Below are 20,127 nucleotides of genomic sequence, written 5' to 3'. Positions count from 1 at the left end.
GCCGATGTCAACAACCCCATTACATCACCGCGCGCTGGTACTAGACTCCAGGCGGTGCGCGACGCCTTGAATTCCTACCTTCCCCAGCCGAAGCGTCGGCGCGTGCTGGCGGGCGCGGCCGGCCTGCTGGCGCTGGGCCTGGCCGGCTGCCAGAGTGCCGCGCCGAACCCGGACCCCGGCCGGCTGCGGCGCATCGCGGAGGCCCGCTGGGCGCACCGCTTCGATATAGAGGGCACCGTGGCCGGAGGTCTCTCGGGCATCGACTACGACCCAATCCGAGGTGAGTACCTGCTTATCAGCGATGATCGATCGGACCTCGCGCCTGTGCGCTACTACATCGCCCGATGGCCCCAGCCGCAGGCCGCGCGCCCCGAGCCCCTCGGCGTGGTGCAGCTGCAACGCCCCGGCGGCGGCCCCTGGCCCAACAGGCGCCGGGCGGTCGAGGGACTTCCGGTTCCCGACCCCGAGGCATTGCGGCTGCGGCCTGCAACCAACACCTTGCTGTGGACCAGCGAGGGCGACATCGCCCGCGGCTTCGGCCCGGCGCTGTACGAGTCGGCTCGCGACGGCCGCTTTCTGCGTGAATTCTCCCTTCCGGCCATGTTCAGGCCCGACCCCGCCCAGCGCCGCGGCCCGCGCGACAACCTGACGCTCGAAGGACTGGCCCTCACGCCCGATGGCCGCTTCGCCTGGCTCGGCATGGAAAACGCCCTGATCCAGGACGGCCCCGAGCCCACCACCGGCGCCCCAGGCGGGCCTTGCCGCTTCACCCGGATCGATCTGGAAACCGGCCAGGCCGACCGCCAGATCGCCTACGTTCCCGACGCCATCCCCCTGCGCCCGCTGATTCCCGGCAGCTACGCCGACAACGGCGTGAGCGAGATCCTGATGCTCGATGCGGACCGCATGCTGGTGCTGGAGCGCGCCTACGCCACCGGCGCCGGCAATTCGCTGCGCCTGTATGAAATCGACACCCGTGCCGCCAGCGATGTGCTCGCCATCGACGCACTGGCGCCGGGCAACCACCGGCCGGCGGCCAAGACCCTGGTGGCCGACTTCGCCGCGCTCGGCCTGTCACGCCTCGACAACACCGAGGGCATGTGCTGGGGACCACCCCTGCCCGATGGCAAGCGCATGCTGGTCGTCGTGAGCGACGACAATTTCAATCCGCTTCAAATCACCCAGTTCGCCGCCTTCGAATACGCCGACCGACCATGACCATCGCCGTGACCTTCCTGCCCCGCACCGGCCCCGCGCCGCTGCCCCCCGTCGCCTTCATCGGAGGCGGCAACATGGCCAGCGCCATCATTGGCGGCCTGATCCAGCAAGGCACCCCGGCGGATGCGTTCGAGGTGGTCGAGCCCTTCGAGGAGGCCCGCACCAAGCTGGCCCAGTCCTTCGGCATCGCCGCGAAGGCCGACGCGGGCGAGGCGCTGTCGCGCTGCGGGGTGGTGGTGTGGGCAGTCAAGCCCCAGGCCTTTGCCGAAGCAGCCCGTCCGGTGCGCGGCTTCACTGAAGACGCGCTGCACCTGAGCGTGGCCGCGGGCATCCCGTCCGACAGCATCGCCCGCTGGCTCGGAACGGAGCGCGTGGTGCGCGCCATGCCCAACACGCCGGCACTCGTGGGCAAAGGCATGACGGGCCTGTACGCCCGACCCGGCGTCGAAGGGGCCGACCGCTCGCTGGTCGGGCAGCTGCTGGCGCCGACCGGCGAGCTGATCTGGGTCGACGCCGAATCGGCACTCGACGCCGTGACCGCCATGTCAGGCTCGGGCCCGGCGTACGTCTTCTATTTCATCGAGGCGATGACCGAAGCCGGCGTCGAGATGGGCCTGACGCCCGAGCAGGCCCAGCGGCTGGCGATCGGCACCTTCACCGGCGCCTCGGCGCTGGCGCACAGCGCAACCGAACCGCCGTCGGTGCTGCGCGAGCGCGTGACCTCCAAGGGTGGCACCACGTACGCGGCCATCACCGCGCTGCAGCAGGCCGACGTGAAGGCGCAGTTCAAGACCGCGATCCGCGCCGCGCAGAAGCGCGCCGCCGAACTGGGCGAGGAATTCGGCCGCGGCTGATTTCAGGCCGGCGGCAGCGCGCCGGGCCCGAGGAAGAACAGCCACTCGGCGGCCAGCGTGACGGTGCCGTCTTCCAGCTCGAGCAGCACCTCCTCCTTCACCATGAAGCTGTCGCCGGGCTTGGGCGTCACGTCCACGATGCGCACGCGCGCCCGGAAGCGCGCGCCCACCGGCATCGGCCGCACGAAGCGCAGGCGGTCGAAGCCGTAGTTCAGCGCGTAATTCGAATCGAAGGGCAGCAGCGTGCGCATGGCCTCGCCGGTCAGCCGGACCAGGTGCGAGACCTGGAAGAAGCCTTGCACGATAGTGCCGCCGTAGTCCGCCTCGCGTGCCGCGCGCTCGGGATCGAGATGGATCCACTCGCCTTCGCCGTCGCCTGACAGCTCCGAATAGCGCTGGACCATCTCCTGCGTGATGAAGTGCCATCCGGAGAAGCCCTCCTGGCCGATCTTTCGCTTCAACTGTTCCAGCATGCGCGCACTCTCAGCGGACGGCGTAGCCGGCCACGATGCCGGCGAACACCGTGAAGCCCAGCCAATGGTTCAGGCGGAAGGCCTTGAAGCAGCCCTCGCGCGTGCGCTCGCGGATCAGCCGCCAGTGCCACAGCGCCTGCACCGCGGCCGCGGCGATGCCGGCGTAGAACAGCGTGCCCAGCGAGTTGCTCGCGCCGGCCCAGGTCCAGACTGCGAGGAAGATCGCGTAGCTCGCCATCACCGCCGCCACATCGAAGCGGCCGAAGGTGATGGCTGAGGTCTTCATGCCGATCTTGAGGTCGTCGTCGCGGTCGACCATCGCGTACTCGGTGTCGTAGGCCAGCACCCAGAACAGGTTGCCCGCCAGCAGCCACGCGGCGAAGACCGGCACGGCGGACTGCACCGCCGCGAAGGCCATCGGAATACCGAAGCTGAAGGCAATGCCCAGCACCGCCTGCGGAACCGAGACGAAGCGCTTGGCGAACGGGTAGATCAGCGTGATGGCCAATGCCGCGAACGACCACAGCACCGTCGTGCGGTTGGTCGTGAGCACCAGCCCGAAGGCCGCCAGCGCCAGCACCACGCCCAGCCCCAGCGCCTCCTTGACCGACATCGCGCCGCTGGTGACGGGCCGCTGCGCCGTGCGCTTCACATGGCGGTCGAAGTCGCGGTCGGCCACGTCGTTGACGCAGCAGCCCGCGCTGCGCATGAGGAAGGTGCCGAGCGTGAATACCACCAGCAGGTGCCAGCCGGGCCAGCCGCCCGCCGCGAACCAGAGCGCGCCCAGCGTGGGCCACAGCAGCAGCAGCCAACCCGCCGGACGGTTCCAGCGGATCAGGTCGAGGTACAACGCAAAACGCCCGCGAGGGGGCGCGGGCGCGGTGGTGGGGGGAGCGGACTCAGTCTTCAAGGAGCGAACGCAGCATCCAGGCCGTCTGATCGTGCACCGTGCAGCGCGCGGTCAGCATGTCGGCCGTCGGGTCGTCGCCTGCTTCTTCGGCGACCGGAATGAATTCGCGCGCGATGCGCGACACGGTTTCGTGGCCCTTCACCAGGATGCGCACCATCTCCATCGCCTTGGGCGGGGTCTGCGGCACGTCGGGCACGGTGGCGATCTTGCTGAACTCGGCGTACGAGCCCGGCGCATAGTGGCCCAGCGCGCGGATGCGCTCGGCCAGCACGTCGGTCGCGCCCCACAACTCGGTGTACTGGCCCATGAACATCGCATGCAGCGAGTTGAAGTGCGGGCCGGTCACGTTCCAGTGGAAATTGTGCGTGGTGAGGTAGAGCGTGTAGGTGTCGGCCAGCACGCGGCTCAGGCCTTCGGCGATGGCGGCGCGGTCCTGGCGCTCGATGCCGATGTTGATGATCGGCGCATTGCGGCTGCCCGACTCCTGCGCGACCACCGTGCCGCCCTTCTTGGGCACCTTGCCGGCGGAGGAGGCGGACGACGATTTCTTCGAGGCTTTGGCCATGGCGGGAAGTCTTTCTTCAAATTGGGAGGAGTGGACACCCCGATTCTGAAAGCCGGCATGCGGCTTCGCAACAGCGCCACTCTATCTCAGCGATCAACGATTCAGAACGGCCGGCGCGCAGGCCGACCCCGCAAATGCTGCTACGAAAGGCGCTTCACGCCCGGCAGCTCGCAGGCATAGATCGCGTTGCGCAGCGCCGCGATCGCCTCGTAGCGCGTGAAGGTGCGCCGCCATGCGAGCACCACGCGGCGCGTGGGCGGGTCGCGGTCCTGCGCGTCGCGCACCGGCAGGTAGCGCACCATCTGCTCGAGTTCCTTGCGGCCCTTGAGCTTGGGCTTGAGTGCATCGGCAGGCACCGACAGGCGCGGCACCAGCGTCACGCCCATGCCCGAGGCCACCATGTGCTTGATGGTCTCCAGCGACGAGCCTTCGAAGCTCTTGCGGATGCCCTCGGCATTGCTGGAGAAGCGCGCGAACTCCGGGCACACCTCCAGCACGTGGTCGCGAAAACAGTGGCCGGTGCCCAGCAGCAGCATGGTCTCGCTCTGCAGTTCTTCCGAGGTGATCGATTCGCGGTCGGCCAACTTGTGCTTGTTGGGCAGAGCCGCCATGAAGGGCTCGTCGTACAGCGGCGCCATCGCGAGGCCGGTGTCGGGAAAGGGCTCGGCCATGATGGCGCAGTCGATCTCGCCGGCGCGCAGCATCTCGAGCAGCTTGACGGTGAAGTTCTCCTGCAGCACCAGCGGCATCTGCGGCGTGCGCGCGATCACCTGCCGCACGAGGTCGGGCAGCAGGTACGGCCCGATGGTGTAGATCACGCCCAGGTTCAGCGGACCGGCCAGCGGGTCCTTGCCGCGCTTGGCGATCTCCTTGATGCTGGCCGCCTGGTCGAGCACGCTCTGGGCCTGCTGCACGATCTGCTCGCCGAGCGGCGTGACGGTCACTTCGCCGGCGCTGCGCTCGAAGAGCTTGACTTCGAGCTCGTCCTCGAGCTTCTTGATGGCGACCGACAGGGTCGGCTGGGAAACGTAGCAGGCCTCGGCCGCCTTGCCGAAGTGCCGTTCGCGGGCCACCGCGACGATGTATTTGAGTTCGGTGAGAGTCATAGCTTGCGTCAATTATGCGCAAGGGTTTGTGACCCGACCGTATAGGGTTTTAGGAGCGCTCATCACGAGTCCCCTTCAAGCGGATATGGTCGACGAGATCAAGGGATTGGCCTTGCTGCTTGCCTCCCCCCCGCTTCTGTCATTCCTGTCGATGGAGCACCACCGCGCGGTAGAGGCCCCTTTCGACAGGAAACCGCTACTTCAAGGCAGCACCGCTTCCCGCGAGGTACTGCGCTGAAAGACGCGCGAACTGACCGCCATCCGTGCTGATCGAGGTCTGGTGGCTGCCTCCTGCGCTGAAGACGATCCCGAAGGTGTGCATGTCGCCGTATTCCTGGGTGTTGCGCAGCATGTAGTCGACGTGGTTGTCGCGGTAGTGCTGGTCGGTGCCGCCGGGCGTGTCGGAAGGCACGCCCATCGGTGTCTGCCACCACAGGATCGGCAGGCCGTTGCCCAGCGCCGCGCGGTAGTCCGAATACTGCTTCTGCGAATCGTGGAAGTTCGGGCTGGTCTTGTTGCTCGCGTCCCAATAGAACGGAGCGCTTCCGTTCTGGCATTCCGCGGGCGGCGATGCGGCTTCCCTGCAGCCCGCGTCACGGTCGCTGGTCTGGGCGACGATGAAGTCCGCCTGGTTCGCCCCGGCCGTGCGCATCTGGGCGGCAATCTCCGCAGGCGTACCGCTCCAGAAGGCGGGCGGGAATCCGAGCAGCGCCTTGGGCGCGACCTTCCGGCCCATCTGCACGAAGCACTGGCCGAGACCCGCGACGGTGTTCGGCAGCGTGCTGCATTCCGGCTGGCCGCTCACGGCGGCGGCCATCTTCGTCAGATCGCGACCAGGCGCCTGCGACGCGGCGAAGCCCCAGAAGTCCGGCTCTACATTGACCAGGGCAGGCTTGCCCCATTCCGCGATGCGCTGGTACATCAGCCGGACCTGCCCCCAGTACTTGTCCATGAAGGTCGCATCGCTGATGCCGCTCAGATTGCCCTCGCCGTTCGCCGTCATCTGGTAGAGCGTGAACATGGGAACCGCACCATAAGCCTCGGCGGCTTGCGCGGAGAAGGTGACGTAGGCCCCATCGGGACTGTTCCACGTGGGCCACGACCCCGCGCCGACGCCCACCAGATAGCGCTCCACGATGTCGGGGTGAATGTCCTGGCTCTTCATGTCGTCGATGGAAGTGGCGCCCAGGCCAACCAGCACGCGAGAGGGCTTGCCAAGCTTCGCGACCAGGGCGGCCGACGCCGCAACGGGTGCAGCGTCGCCGCCCGGGTTGCCCGTAGTGCCACCACCGGCCTGGGTACCACCGCCAGTCGTGCTGCCACTGCCGCCTTGGCTGCCGCTCTGGCCGGCATTGGATGGACCGCCGCTGCCGGACTGACCTGTCGGGCTGCCGACCAGCGCAACGCCGGCTCCGCTACCGCCCCCGCCTCCGCCGCCACAGCCGAAAAGCAGCAGCGAAGTCATCAATGCGCAAGCGCATCGTTGAGAAAGAATGTTCATGAGAGAAGTCTGGTAAATCGAAGGAAACACCGGCGCGACCGAGGAGGTGCGCGCCGGTTCTGGTTCAGGGTTGCCGGGTTCCCCGCGGCTTGTGATGGCCGCCGAGCTGGATTGAAGGTTGTGCAGCTGCCCTACGGCTGTCAGCGAGCCAGGTCCGCGATGAAGGCCGCGTCCTGCGCCCCGCTGTAGATGCGAAGGTCCTGCATCCGGCCTTTGAAGAACGGATCGCCGCCGTACTGCGAGCGGCCCAGCCAGGTTTGCGTGGTATGGCCGAACTGGAAGGGCGGCATCCGGATCTCGCTCTCGCTGGCGACCGGCGAGCCGTCGACATAGAGAGTGCCCACGGTGCCGGAGAGCGTGACCGCCACATGCACCCAACGGCCGATGGGCAGCGCGCTCGCGGACGACACGGACTCTTCGTTCCAGAACTGCACGCGCGTGGACATGAAGCGGAGCTGGTCTTTGCCATCGCGCGGGATGACCGCCATGTAGGCCACGTCGTTGGAGCCGAAGTCGAAGATGCGCGTATTGACTGCAGAGGCATCCCAGTAGACCCACAGCGCGATCGTGAAATCGCCCAGGGCCGACACGGCCCCATCGGGCAGCGCGACATGACCGCTGCGGCCGTCGAGCTGCACCGCGCCTCCGCCCGTGCGTCCTTCGCCCCAGCTTGTGCCGCCCTTCAACTGGGCATGCAGGCCGTGGCCGCTGGCATCGTTGGCATCCCCGTTGAGCGGCAGGTGCAGCCACAGCTCGCCGGGGACAGCCACGCGCAGGGTCTGCGCGCCGGCGAGCTCGCCCTCGCCGGTCACGGCATCGATCCGGTAGTACCAGGTGCCTTGGGCGGGGCCGTCGGTGTAGGTGCGGGGATCAGTGACTTGCGAGAGGGTCGTGAACGGGCCGTCGGGCGAAGCGGCGCGCTGAACAAGGTAGTGCGTGGCGTCGGCACTGCCCCACCACGACAGCAGCACCTTGCCGCCGCTGAGGAACGCGCTCAGGCCGCTGGGTTTGGCGGCAGGGACCGGATCGCGCGCATAGAGCAGCGTGCCCAGGCCGGTGCTGTCGCCGCCATCGGCGCGCTCCGGCCGCACCTTGTCGACGATTGCCTTGGTCCACGGTGCCGCGAGGCCCTTGCGGTTCACGTAGTGGTTGTAGATGAGTTCCCAGCAGGGCCGCGGGCTTCCCGTCCCCGCCACCGCGGTGCCTGTGCCGAAGACGCCGGTGTACGGGGTGAACGGCATCGTGTATGGGTTGCCGTTGGCGTCGCTCAGGTTCGTCTGGGCGACGTACTCGGCGCCGGACAGCAGCCGGTTGTTCCAGTACCCGTAGAGGTCTTCGCCCTGGTTCCAGGCCATCTCGCACAGCGCGCCGGCCAGGGCGATGCCCAAGGTCGAGTGGCCCTGGTCGCGGTGGCTTTCCTGCCATTGGCCCAGATGGCCCGGGTGCACGAAATAGACGTTCTGGGCGCTCGCGCCGTTGCCCCGACCCGTCTTGTAGTACTTGACCGCTTCATCGGTCAGATCGAGCCGGTCGCAGAACACGCCTATCGCGTAGATGGAGCAGATGTTGCACAGGTCCCAGTTGGCCCAATAGTGTGTGACCTTTCGTGTCTCGGTGCCGTTGTGATTGACCAGGAAGTCGTGGCACAACGGATAGAACACCTTCAGCAGCATGGTCTGGAAACGGGTGACGTCCTCTGGCGCCCAGCCGGCATAGGTGCGCATCAGCTCGGCGGCATCGGCCCATTGGTAGCCATAGAGGCCCGAGGCGAGGAAGACGTTCGAGTTGCCACCCAGCTTGGTCAGGGTCGACGACCAGGCGTTGAGAAACTCCACCGCCTTCCTGGCGTAGTCTTCATCGCCCGTGATCTTCCAGCGCAGCGCGAGGTGAAGGGCACGCTGCATGTCGACGATCATCTGGCCGAAGTTCTGCCCGTCGACGCCGCGGATCACGGTCTCCAGGGGGAACGGCTTCGCATCGAGGTTGGCGCGGCGGCCGTTGAGCAGCATGTTCCAGCCAGCGACCCAGGGCTGCTCGCTGGCGGCCAGCTTGTCCCGGATGCGTTTCAGGTCGGCCTCCGTGTGCAGCAGGCCGGGGTGGGTGAGCTTCCTCACTTGCGTCGGAGGAGCCGTCGGGTCAGGCGCGACGGGATCGGCGGCAGTGACAGGATCGGTGGCAGCGACAGCGCCAGTGGCATCGGGAGTTGCACCCGATATCTGTTGTTGCGACTGCTGCTGCGCGGGAATCCCCCCTACCGTCGAAAACCCTCCGCCTCCCCCGCCGCAACCTGCGGTGCCCAGGGCCAAGGCGCCCGCGGCGCCGAGAAAGAAAACACGGCGATCCAGCAGGAAGTCATTCCCGTCGTCGTTCAGTGGATGTGTCATCTATCGCAAATATGTAAAAAACAGATTCCGCAAAGTGCATGCCACGCGCCTGCATGGCTCCACGAAGCGATCTCGGTAGCACGGATGGATACATTGCGCGCGCTGCCACGGCTGCTACACGCGCATGAGTGACGTGCGTTGTCACATCGAATGTCCAGGCAAGTCAGAAATGTCAGCGAGGTGCCCGAACTGCAGGCTCAACATGAATCCTGGCGGGCATCGGCATGCACGAACTGGACGACGGATTGGATGAGCCTTGTCGCGCTGACTGGCTCGAACGTCTAGACAGGCATGACCGCCATCAGTGTGACGCACCGAAGGGACGGTAACGAGCATTCGAATGGCTCTAAAAATGAGCGGCTGAATCTCATTTTTTGAACATATCGAGAAAACCGAAGGGAAAGTTTGACTCCACAGTGGATGCACATCTGGAGCAATTGCAATCGTGGGTCGGACGCGACGAGCGGTTCGAGCACGACCTGCGAGGGTGCCGCACCTGCGATCGCGGAAGCGATCGAAGGTCGCTCGCACAAAGGATGCAATCGGATCTGGCGCGCTGGCGTCGGGTCGTGAGCCAGGCCGGCATTGCGCCGAAGGAGCAGCGTCAGTTCGCCCTGGACTGACGCGTCGCCGATACGGGCACGCACCCGACCCCGACGACGAGCATCTTCAACCGTGTCATGGCGATTCGGATCTACTGCGGCAGCTCGCCCGCCGGGCGCTCCAGCCATTTCATCGACAACTTGTCCAGTTCGCCGTTCTTCTTCGCCTCGTCGATGATGCCGTTCACCCTCAGCCGCAATGAATCCTCGCCCTTGGCCACCCCGATGTAGTTCGGGCTCTCTTTCAACAGCAGCTTGTAGGTGATGCCGAGCGAGGGATTGCTGCTCATGACGGTGTTCGCGACGGATGCCCCCGTGGCGATCAATTGGGCCTGTCCGGACACGAAGGCCGCGACGGTTCTGGTGTTGTCGTCGAAGCGCCTGATATCGGCACCTGCTGGTGCAACCTTGTTGAGTTCCTGGTCTTCGACCGAGCCGCGTGTGACTGCGATCGACCTCCCCGACAGGTCGGCGAAGTTCTTGATGCTCAAGGTCTTCGCACCGAAGATGGCTTGATAGAAAGGCGAATACGCGGCGGCAAAGTCGATCTGCTTCTCGCGATCCGGATTCTTGCCCAAGGTGGCGATGACCAATGCAGCTTTTCTTTTCTGCAGATATGGAATGCGATTGGCACTGGTCACGGGTATCAGGTCGACCTCCACGCCGAGCTTGGCCCCGATGTAGTTGGCCATGTCGATGTCCAGGCCATGCATCTTGAAGTCCCGGTCCATGGATCCATAAGGCGGGAAATCAGGAGGCACCCCGATTGCGATCTTCTTGTTCTTCAGGATGGTTTCCAACGCGCTTTGCGCATGGACTGCGCCGGTTGCCATGAGACCGCTGAGCGCGAGTCCCAGAACGATTTGCAATCTGCTGAATTTCATGATTCCTGAACAAAGAAGAGTAGTTGTGGGTTTGATCTCGAGCGCACGCCTGGTCGCCAAAAGGCCGTGCCATCTCCGAGCCGCATGAATCATGCCAGTGGTATACAAGGCTCATGCACCCATGTCGAAAACAAATGTGGTGCGCAAGATGCAAGCCGCCCCGATTCGGGGACCGTCGCCCCATATTGGGGCCATCCCGAAGGGCCGTTTCGCGACGCTGGCACGCGATAGCGTCCTGGTGCTTATTTCCCGGAAGCGGGTCGAGCATTCCAGCTTGTAGCCGGCGCAAGGCTCGAGGCCATCCGCCCCTCATCTCGCGCCGCTGGCTCGGCGTGTTCCTTGTTCTGCGCAAAGCCCTCGGCCGCTTCACCACCTGCAGCCGGCACGCGGAACCGCGACGCATACGCCCACGCAGCGCCACGCCGATGCAGGGCGAACGCCCTCATGCCTTGATGGCGTCGCGATCCCCGGCCACGAGGGACCGCGGCCGCATGTCGGTCCAGTTCGCCTCGATGAAAGCGCTGCAGGCCGCCCTGTCGGTCGCGGCCAGCGCAATCTCCCAGCCGGTGGGCACTGCAATGAAGCTCGGCCACAGCGAGTGCTGTCCTTCTTCATTGACCAGCACGAGGAAGGTGGCGTTCTTGTCGTCAAACGGATTGCTCATCGTCGATTTCCTTGCAGAGATTCAAGCCGTTTCCACGGGCTCGGGGGCAGCCTTGTGCAGCGCCGCGAGGGCCGCGGTGATTTCGCCCAGCGCGTGATGGCGCGCGAAGTCTTCGCGCAGCGTGCCCGCACGCTGGCGGTAGGTCGGTTCGCTCAACAGCCTTCGCACCGCGTCGCCGATCTGGCGCGCGGCCGGTTGCCCGTTGCCGAGGTTGATGCCTGCGCCCGACCAGGCCACGCGCGCCGCGATCTCGGGCTTTTCCTCGGTGGCTCCGGCCACCGCCAGCGGCACGCCGAGGCTCAGCGCATGGTTGACCGAGCCGTAGCCGCCGTTGGTCACCATCGCATGCACCTTGGGCAGCAGGCGGTCGTAAGGCAGGAAAGGCAGCACGCGAGCATTGGCCGGAATGGCCATGCCCAGCGCGGCCGGCAGCGGGCCGCCGGTGGTGGCGATGACCTGGATGTCCTTCGCGCCGGCCAGCGCCTGCAGCGTGGGGCCGATCAACTGCGCCGGATTCTGGTTGGCCAGCGTGCCCTGCGTGACCAGCACGACCGAGCGGCCATCGTCCAGCTCATGCCACCAGTCGGGCGGCGTGAAGTCGCGGCTGGCGGGCGCGAGCAGCGGGCCGACGAAACGCACCGAGGCGGGCAGGTCGCTGCGCGGGTATTCGAAGGATGCGGCCGTCAGCTGCAGGTAGAGATCCGGCAGCCTGACCATGGCGTCGATGAAGAAATCCGGCAGCGCAGGCAGGCCCGCGCATGTCAGCAGCGCATCGAAGTAGCGCTGCACCTCGCCGAACATCGCCTGCTTGAGGTTGGCGTTCATCGCCCGGTTGCGCACGCGCCCTTGCGGCGTGGACGACGGCGGCAGCGCGGTGCCGAAGAAGGCGGTGTCGCAGCTCGACAGCGGCAGCGCCGAGATGCCGATGGCCACGACCGCCGGGCGCTGCTCGCGCGGCCCGAGCAGCAGCGGGAAGGTGCCGCAGAACATCGTGTCGACCACGATGGCATCGGCTTCGAAGTGCTCCAAGATCGCGCGCAGGCCGGCGCGCTGCGCGGCCATGGCGTCGGCAAAGAAGTGCTTGAGGCCGAAGCACATTTGCGCATGAGCCGACGGCAGGCGCTGGCGCTGCGGGAAACGCTGGTCGAGCTCGCGATGATCGAAATCGATCGCGGCTTCGAAGGCCGTGAACGTCGCGCCAGTGGCCTCGGCCTGCGCCCTGAACCGGCTCGCGGTGTGCACCCGCACCTCGTGCCCGAGGCCCACCAGGTGCTGGGCGATGGCCAGCATCGGCAGCACGTGTCCCGGCAAGGCTGTTGCGGCGATGAGATAGCGTGCCATGTCGCTCCTCCTAGGACGTGCTGGTTTCCAGGGCCCGGCGCGCCTTGGTGTCGATGCCGAGGTCGACGAAGTAGCGCTGCAGCAGCTCGCGGTCGACCGGCCGGATCGCTGCGCCGATGGCTTCGAGCTGCGCATGCGTGGCCGCGCCGCTGACCTGCGGTGGCGTAGCCGAGGTGTCGTAGCGGTCAAGGATGGCCAGCACCGCCGCAAGGTCGCGGTCCTGCCCGACGGCGAGCCGTTCATGCGCGCGTTCAAGCCAGGGCTCGAGCCCCACCGGTTCGAGCCGCATGCCGAGCCGCTCGAACACCGGCGGTATGTCGCGCACCCGCAGCGCCTCCTGGCTCATCAGGTGGAACACCTGGCCCCATGACGCCTGCCGGCCCGCAAGGCCGAGGATGGCGCGCGCCACGTCGTCCACCGGCGTCAGGTTGAGCGGCAGGTCCATGTCGGGAATCGCTTCCAGGTCGGCATAGAGATGCGCCACGCGCCAGATCAGGTCCTCGGCGTTGCAGATCGCGTGTGTGTGGTCGCCGGTGACCGCGCCCAGCCGGTAGATCGCCACCGGCATGCCGCGCGCCTGCGCCTCGCGGGCCAGCGCGTCGCCGACCCACTTGCTCTGGCTGTAGCCGTCGACCAGCCCGCTCCAGGAGGCCAGTGCCGACTGCTCGGTGACGGCGCCCTCCTTGCCGTTGTTCTGGTCGATCACCGCCAGCGTCGAGACGTAGTGCATGCTCTTGGGCCGGCCCTGCGCGGTCCACTCGAGCAGCGTCACCACGCTGTCGACGTTCGCGGGCTTCAGGCTCGCATAGGGATGCAGGAAGTCGACCTGCGCGGCGCAGTGGTAAATGGCGTCGCAGCCGTCGCGCACCAACTGCACGGCGTTGTCGTCGAGGCCGAGCCGCGGTTGGCCGAGGTCGCCGGTCACGACCATGATGCGCGCATCGTCCCAGATCGCGCCGAGCTGGCGCTGGGCCAGCGTGAGCTGCAGGCGGCGCCTGCCCGCCTCCTCGTCGGCGGCGCGCACGTGGCAGACCACGCAGGCCGATGTGTCGCGCAGCAGCGCGGCCAGCAGGTGGCTGCCGACGAAGCCGCTGGCGCCGGTCAGGAACACCCGCTTCGCATCCAGCGGCGGCGCAGCATCCTGCCTGCGGATGTGCGCGGGCAGGTCGAGCTCGCGCGACAGGTCGAGCGCCTCGGCCGCGCCGGCGGTGTTGTCGAGCCATGCGGCAAGCTCGGCGATCGACGGGCGGTTGTAGACCTCGGCATGCGGAAAGTCCACGCGCAGCTGCTGGCGGATGCGCATGCCGAGCTGGATGGCCATCAGCGAATGCCCGCCGAGCTCGAAGAAGTTGTCGTGGATGCCCACGCGCTCCAGGTGCAGCGTCTCGGCCCAGAGCGCGGCCAGCTGCCGTTCGGTGGGCGTGCGGGGTTCGGCATAGTGCGCCGCGGCCCGCTGCTCGGGCGCCGGCAGCGCCTTGCGGTCGAGCTTGCCGCTCTGGGTCAGCGGCAGCAGCGGCAGGTGGACGAAGGCCGAGGGCACCATGTAGTCGGGCAGCGCCCGCGCCATGTGGGCGCGCAGCTCGGCCGGCTGCGGGTCGGCGGCGGCGACCACGTAGGCCACGAGGCGCTTCTCGCCCGGCACGTCCTCGCGGGCGATCACGGCCGCCTGCGTCACCTGCGGGTGCCGCAGCAGCACCGACTCGATCTCGCCCGGCTCGATGCGAAAGCCGCGGATCTTCACCTGCTGGTCGGCGCGGCCCAGGAAATCGAGGCTGCCGTCATTGCGCCAGCGCACCAGGTCGCCGCTGCGGTACATGCGGCTGCCGGGTTCGCCGAAGGGGTCGGCGATGAAGCGCTCGGCGCTGAGCAGCGGACGGTTCAGGTAGCCGCGCGCCAGCCCGCTGCCGGCGATGTAGAGCTCGCCCGCGACACCGGGCGGCACTGGCTGCAGGCTGTCGTCGAGCACGTACAGGCGCGTGTTCCAGACCGGCCGGCCGATGGACGGCGGCTCTTCGGCATTCATCGGCGCGCTCATGCTCGCGCAGATGGTGATCTCCGTCGGGCCATACGCATTGATCATGCGGCGGCCTTGTGACCAGCGCGCAGCCAGCGCGGCGGGGCAGGCATCGCCGCCCACCACCAAGGTTTGCAGGTGCGGGAATTCGCCGTACGGCAGGGTGGCGAGCGCGGCGGGCGGAATCAGCGCGTGGCTCACGGCCTGCCTGTGGAGCAGGTCGGCCAGCTCCGGTCCCAGCAGCTGCTGCGCCCCCGGCAGCACCAGCGCGGCGCCGGCGTGGAAGGCCATCAGCAGGTCCATCACCGAAGCGTCGAAGCCGCTGGAAGAGAACTGCAGCACGCGCGAGTCCGGGTCGATGGCGAAGCGCTGCGCCATCGCGGCGCCGAGGCTGCTCAGGCCCGCGTGCGGCACCACCACGCCCTTGGGCATGCCGGTGGAGCCGGAGGTGTAGATGACGTACGCGGCATCCTGCGGCTCGGCCGCGCGCGCATGCGCCGGCGCGGCGTCCGGCTGGATCGCCAGCGCGGCGACCGTCTCGTCGCTGTCGAGCGCCAGGCAATGCGCGATGCCGGCGAGTTCCGGCAGCAGCGCAGCGTGGGTCAGCACGCAGGCGGGTGCCGCCTCCTCGAACACGAAGGCGCTGCGCCCGGTCATGTGGTTCGGGTCGATGGGCAGGTAGGCTGCGCCGGCCTTGACGATGGCCAGGTGCGCCACCACGAGGTCGAGCGAGCGCGGCAGCACCGCCGCGACGATGGCGCCGGCGCCGGCGCCGATGCCCCGGCTCCGCAGCAGGTGTGCGAGCCGGTTGGCGCGCGCATCGAGTTCGGCATAGCTGAGCGTTGCATCGTCGAGCACCACCGCCGCCGCATGCGGGCGCTCGGCGGCATGCGACGCCACCATGGCAGCCAGCGATAGCGGCGCGATGTCTCGCGTGCTGCCGCTCCAGTCGGACAGCAGGCGCCGGCTTTCCTCGGCGCTCAGGATGTCCAGGCTGCCCAGCGCGGTGTCAGGCGCCTCGCAGGCCTGTTCCAGCAGGCGCACCAGGCGCTCGGCGATGGCCTCGACGGTGCTGCGCTCGAACAGGTCGGTGCTGTACTGGATGCCGCCGGCAATGCCGCCCGGCAGGCCGTCGGCGCCGCGCTGCTCGTCGAGGATGAAGGACAGGTCGAACTTCGCCGTGTCGACGGCCACCGGCTGCGGCGTGATCGACAGGCCGGGCAGGCTGAAGGACAGGCGGCTGTTGCTGCTCTGGAATCCCAGCATCACCTGGAACAGCGGCAGGTTGGCGCCCGAGCGCTCCGGGCGCAGCAGCTCCACGATGCGGTCGTACGGGAACTCCTGGTTCGCGTACGCGGCGAGGTTGGTGGCGCGCACCCGCGCGATCAGCTCGCGCAGCCCCGGCTGCCCCGAGGCATCGGTGCGCAGCACCAGCGCATTGACGAAGCAGCCGATCAGGTCGTCCAGCGCATGGTCGCTGCGCCCGGCGACCGGCGTGCCGATGACGATGTCGTCTCCCGCGCCCAGCCGGTTCAGCAGGCCCGCCAACGCCGCCTGCAGCACCATGAAGACGCTGGCCTGGCCGTCGCGCGCCAGCTGCAGCATGCGCTCGTGGACGTGCGGCGGAATGTGCATCGGCACCACGTCGCCGTGGTAGCTGGGAACGGCCGGATGCGGGCGGTCGACCGGCAGGCTCAGCCGCTCGGGCAGGCCGCGCAAGGTCTCGCGCCAGAACTCGCGCTGGCGCCCGGCCATGCTCTCGGGATCGTCCTCGCTGCCGAGCAGGTCCTGCTGCCACAGCGCGTAGTCGGCGTACTGCAGCGGCAGCGGCGCCCAGCTAGGCGCCTTGCCTTCGCTGCGCGCGGCGTAGGCAATGCTCAGGTCGCGCGCCAGCGGCAGCAGCGACGCGCCATCGCCGACGATGTGGTGCGTCAGCAGCAGCAGCACGTGCTCGTCGGCCGCCAGCCTGAACAGATGGGGACGCAGGGGCGCCATGCTGCCGAGATCGAAGCCCAGGCGGGCCGCTGCATGCAGCTGGGCAGCGATCTCTTCTTCGCTGCTGTCCGCTTCGGCCAGCACCGCGCGGGCCTGCGCGCCGTCGAGGATGTGCTGGTACGGCAGCCCGTCCTCGTTCGGATAGATGGTGCGCAGGCTTTCGTGGCGCTGCACCAGGTCGTCGAGCGCCGCCTGCAACGCCGCGCGGTCGAGCACGCCCGACAGGCGCAGGGCCAGCGGCATGTTGTAGGCCGGGTTCGCGTTCTCGAGCTGGTTCATCAGCCACAGGCGGCGCTGCGCGAAGGACAGCGGAATGCGCGCCGGGCGCGGCATCGGCACGAGGCTGGGCCGCGCGCCAGAGGCCTGGTCGAGCAGCTCCGCGAGGCCGGCGATGGTGGAGACCTGGAACAGCGTGTCCAGCGGCAGGTCGATCATGAACTGCTGCCGGATCATCGAGATCAGCTGCACGATCATCAGCGAGTGCCCGCCGAGCTCGAAGAAGTTGTCGTCGATGCCGACGCGCGGCAGGTGCAGGGTCTCGGCCCAGAGCCCCGCCAGGATCTTCTCGGTGGGCGTGCGCGGCGCGGCGTAGGGCGTGGCCGCCTGCAGTTCCGGCGCCGGCAGCGCCTTGCGGTCGAGCTTGCCGCTCGGGCCGAGCGGCAGGGCCGGCAGGCTGACGAAGGCCGAGGGCACCATGTACTCGGGCAGGGCCTGCGCGAGGTGGTCGCGCAGCTCGGCCGCCTGCGGATCGGCCGCATCCGCAGCCACGACATAGGCCACGAGGCGCTTCTCGCCCGCCACGTCCTCGCGCGCGATCACCGCGGCCTGTGCGACCAGCGGATGCCGCAGCAGCACCGACTCGATCTCGCCCGGCTCGATGCGCAGGCCGCGGATCTTCACCTGCTGGTCGGCACGACCCAGGAAATCGAGGCTGCCGTCGCTGCGCCAACGCGCGAGGTCGCCGCTGCGGTACATGCGGCTGCCGGGTTCGCCATAGGGGTTGGCGACGAAGCGCTCGGCGCTCAGCAGCGGGCGATTCAGGTAGCCGCGCGCGAGGCCGATGCCCGCGATGTACAGCTCGCCGGTGGTGCCGGGCGGCACCGGCTGCAGGCCGCTGTCGAGCACGTGCATCTGCGTGTTCCAGATCGGCCGGCCGATGGGCACGCTCTTCAACGACGGTTCCTCTTCGGGCGTGCGCGGGCATTCCCATGACGTGACATCGACCGCAGCTTCGGTCGGTCCGTAGAGGTTGTGCAGTTCGCACGAGAGGCGCTGCTGGAACTGCGACTGCAGCGCGGGCGACAAAGCCTCGCCGCTGCAGATCACGCGCCGCAGCGTGGTGCAGGCCGACGCGGCCGGCTCGAGCAGGAAGACCTCCAGCATCGACGGCACGAAGTGGAGGGTGGTGATGGCCTCGTCCGCGATCAGCGCCGCGAGATAGGCCGCGTCCTTGTGGCCGCCCGGCTTCGCCAGCACCAGCGTGGCGCCGTCGATCAGCGGCCAGAAGAATTCCCACACCGACACGTCGAAGCTCGACGGCGTCTTCTGCAACACGCGGTCGTCGGCCTGCAGCCCGTAGCGGTCCTGCATCCAGCGCAGGCGATTGACGATGGCGCGGTGCGACACGACCGCGCCCTTGGGCCTTCCGGTGGAGCCGGAGGTGTAGATCACATAGGCGGGGTGCGAGGGATCGACGGCGATGCCGGGATCGGTGTCGGCACAAGTCCCCAGTTCCGCAAACGTTTGCGCTACATCGAGCAGCAATTTCGGGGCATCGGCCGGCAGCGACTCCGCGAGTGCCGCCGTCGTCACCAGGCACACCGGCCGTGCGTCGCCGAGCATGAAGGCGATGCGGTCCTGCGGAAAGTCCGGGTCCACCGGCAGGTAGGCCGCGCCGGTCTTCAGCGTGGCCAACAAGGCCACCATCAGCTCCATCGAACGCGGAATGGCCAGCGCCACGGTGCGCTCCGGTCCCGCGCCGCGCGCGCGCAGCAGGTGGGCGAGGCGGTTGGCGCGCCGGTTCAGCTCGTCGTTGCGCATCGCCTCGCCGTCGAAGCGCAGCGCGATGCCTTGCGGATGAGCGGCGAGCTGCGCCTCGATCAGCGCGGCGAGATTCGTGTCGGGCACCGGGCGGGCCGTGTCGTTCCACGTCACCAGCAGCTGCTCGCGCTCGCCGGCTTGCAGCAGGTCGACCTGGCCGATGGCCTGGCCAGGCTGTTGGATCACCGCCGCCATGAAGGCCAGCAGCCGGCGCTGGTGATCGGCCAGCGCCTGCGCGGTGTGCACCGCCGGGTTGGCGTCGAAGTCGATCTGCAGGTCCTGCCCGTTGCCGCGCTCGTAGAGGAAGATGCCCAGGTCCTCGGCCGTGCCGTTGGACAGGTTGCGCGGCTTGGCAGCATGCCCGGCGAAGCGGAAGTCATAGTCGAAGGGCTCGACGTTGACCACCGTGGTGAACAGCTGCCGGTTGTTCACCAGCATGTTCAGGTCGCTGCGCAGGTGCTCGTAGCGGTACGACTGGTGCCGCAGGATCTGCCGCATCTGCCGCCCGACCTCGTGGATCAGTTCCGGCACCGGCAGGTCCGCTCGCATCGCGAGCCGCAGAGGCAACGCATTCGCCACCATCGCCGGCACGCGCCGCATGCGGTCGTTGTGGCGCGCCGTGACCGGAATGCCGATCACCATGTCCTCGGTGCCGGTGGCGCGGTACAGGTAGGCCGCAGTGGTGGCGATCAGGATCTGCGGCAGCGTGGTGCCCAGTTGCTGCGCGATGCCCTGCAAGGCCCGCACGCTCGCGGCCGGCAGGTACGCGGTCTGGCGCAGCAGGCCGCCGACGTTGACCGAGCGGTGCGAGGCGAGGCTCAGCGGATCGGGCGCATCGCCGAAGCGTTCCGTCCAGTACTGGCGGTCGCGCGGAAAGCGGCCGGACTCGCGATAGGCCTTTTCTTCCTCGGCCAGCTGCGAGATGGGCGCGAGGCGCGAAGCCTCGGGCACGTCGGTGCCGGCGATGCGTGCGCTGTAGATGTCCGCGAAACGGCGCGCGATCAGCCCGCCGCCGAAACCGTCCAGCACAATGTGATGGCTGCGGTGGTACCAGATGTGGCGCTCGGGTGCGATGCGGATCAGCGCGGACAGCCACAGCGGCCCTTCCGCCAGGTCGATGTTGCGGCTGAAGTCGGCGTGCATCCAGGCCTGTGCCGCGGCGGCCGGATCTTCATCGCCGCTGAAGTCCAGGTAGGGAATCTCGCGCGTGAAAACCGGCGCGACGACCTGGCGCGCTCCCTGTGCGGTATCGACGAAGTGCAGGCGCGTGGCCTCGGCTTCCTGCGTCACCTGCTGCATGGCCGCCACGAAGACGGCGGGGTCGATCCAGCCTTCTATGTCGATGGCTTCGGCGAGATTGAAGTTGGTGTCGGGCGAGGCGAACTTCGCGCCGAGCCACATGGCCATCTGGCCGGAAGTGAGGGGAGATGCATCGCCCAGGGGATCGACCGTGCTCATGAACTTCTCCACGTCTTGAATGAATCGGCAGCGTTAACTCCGAATCAATGTACAAGCCGTTTCAACAATTTCTGAGACGGTTTTCCGGGTAAAAACATGTCGCACGAGGCATTGAGCG

General features: G+C 67.9%; 12 protein-coding genes. 2 read left to right on the top strand and 10 right to left on the bottom strand.

The features are described 5' to 3' along the window. Positions 1-66 precede the first annotated feature (66 nt). Both AC1DFC_RS07845 and proC read left to right on the top strand, forming a co-directional pair. Positions 67-1,218: an esterase-like activity of phytase family protein gene (locus AC1DFC_RS07845; RefSeq protein WP_009124799.1), complete on the top strand. Its 1,152-nt coding sequence runs from the start codon at positions 67-69 to the stop codon at positions 1,216-1,218. Continuing rightward, positions 1,215-2,072, top strand: coding sequence for a pyrroline-5-carboxylate reductase (gene proC, locus AC1DFC_RS07840; RefSeq protein ID WP_478178926.1), 858 nt, complete (start codon positions 1,215-1,217; stop codon positions 2,070-2,072). The genes AC1DFC_RS07845 and proC overlap by 4 nt, the downstream gene beginning before the upstream one ends. 2 nt (positions 2,073-2,074) lie before the next feature. Here proC and AC1DFC_RS07835 read toward each other — a convergent pair whose 3' ends face one another. The 10 genes from AC1DFC_RS07835 to AC1DFC_RS07790 all read right to left on the bottom strand — a co-directional run bounded on the left by AC1DFC_RS07835 (position 2,075) and on the right by AC1DFC_RS07790 (position 20,009). Beyond that, positions 2,075-2,545, bottom strand: a complete 471-nt coding sequence (locus AC1DFC_RS07835; RefSeq protein WP_413331880.1) for a MaoC/PaaZ C-terminal domain-containing protein — start codon at positions 2,543-2,545, stop codon at positions 2,075-2,077. Positions 2,546-2,555: 10 nt separating this feature from the next. Next, positions 2,556-3,455, bottom strand: a complete 900-nt coding sequence (ubiA, locus tag AC1DFC_RS07830; protein ID WP_478178925.1) for a 4-hydroxybenzoate octaprenyltransferase — start codon at positions 3,453-3,455, stop codon at positions 2,556-2,558. Beyond that, positions 3,445-4,020 (bottom strand): Dps family protein, encoded by a 576-nt coding sequence (locus tag AC1DFC_RS07825; protein ID WP_009124795.1) that lies wholly within the window; start codon positions 4,018-4,020, stop codon positions 3,445-3,447. Before AC1DFC_RS07825 ends, ubiA begins: the two co-directional genes overlap by 11 nt. A gap of 140 nt (positions 4,021-4,160) precedes the next feature. After that, positions 4,161-5,126: a LysR substrate-binding domain-containing protein gene (locus AC1DFC_RS07820; RefSeq protein ID WP_009124794.1), complete on the bottom strand. Its 966-nt coding sequence runs from the start codon at positions 5,124-5,126 to the stop codon at positions 4,161-4,163. A 196-nt stretch (positions 5,127-5,322) separates the two neighbouring features. Further along, entirely contained in the window at positions 5,323-6,627 is a 1,305-nt protein-coding gene (locus AC1DFC_RS07815; protein ID WP_272943555.1) for a hypothetical protein, read from the bottom strand. Between the two features lie 140 nt (positions 6,628-6,767). After that, positions 6,768-8,741: a LamG-like jellyroll fold domain-containing protein gene (locus AC1DFC_RS07810; RefSeq protein ID WP_413331883.1), complete on the bottom strand. Its 1,974-nt coding sequence runs from the start codon at positions 8,739-8,741 to the stop codon at positions 6,768-6,770. 964 nt (positions 8,742-9,705) lie between these two features. Next, positions 9,706-10,497, bottom strand: a complete 792-nt coding sequence (locus tag AC1DFC_RS07805) for a transporter substrate-binding domain-containing protein (RefSeq protein ID WP_478178924.1) — start codon at positions 10,495-10,497, stop codon at positions 9,706-9,708. A 442-nt stretch (positions 10,498-10,939) separates the two neighbouring features. Continuing rightward, positions 10,940-11,161 (bottom strand): MbtH family protein, encoded by a 222-nt coding sequence (locus AC1DFC_RS07800; protein WP_413331885.1) that lies wholly within the window; start codon positions 11,159-11,161, stop codon positions 10,940-10,942. Between the two features lie 21 nt (positions 11,162-11,182). After that, complete coding sequence (locus AC1DFC_RS07795; protein WP_413331886.1) at positions 11,183-12,502, bottom strand: glycosyltransferase; 1,320 nt, start codon at positions 12,500-12,502, stop codon at positions 11,183-11,185. A 10-nt stretch (positions 12,503-12,512) separates the two neighbouring features. Continuing rightward, a complete protein-coding gene (locus AC1DFC_RS07790) occupies positions 12,513-20,009 on the bottom strand; it encodes a non-ribosomal peptide synthetase (RefSeq protein WP_478178923.1) in 7,497 nt (2,498 codons plus the stop codon). Positions 20,010-20,127: the final 118 nt, after the last annotated feature.

The sequence above is a fragment of the Variovorax sp. 10L421 genome (genome assembly GCF_056395365.1).
This window is presented reverse-complemented; position numbering and strand designations above follow the sequence as displayed.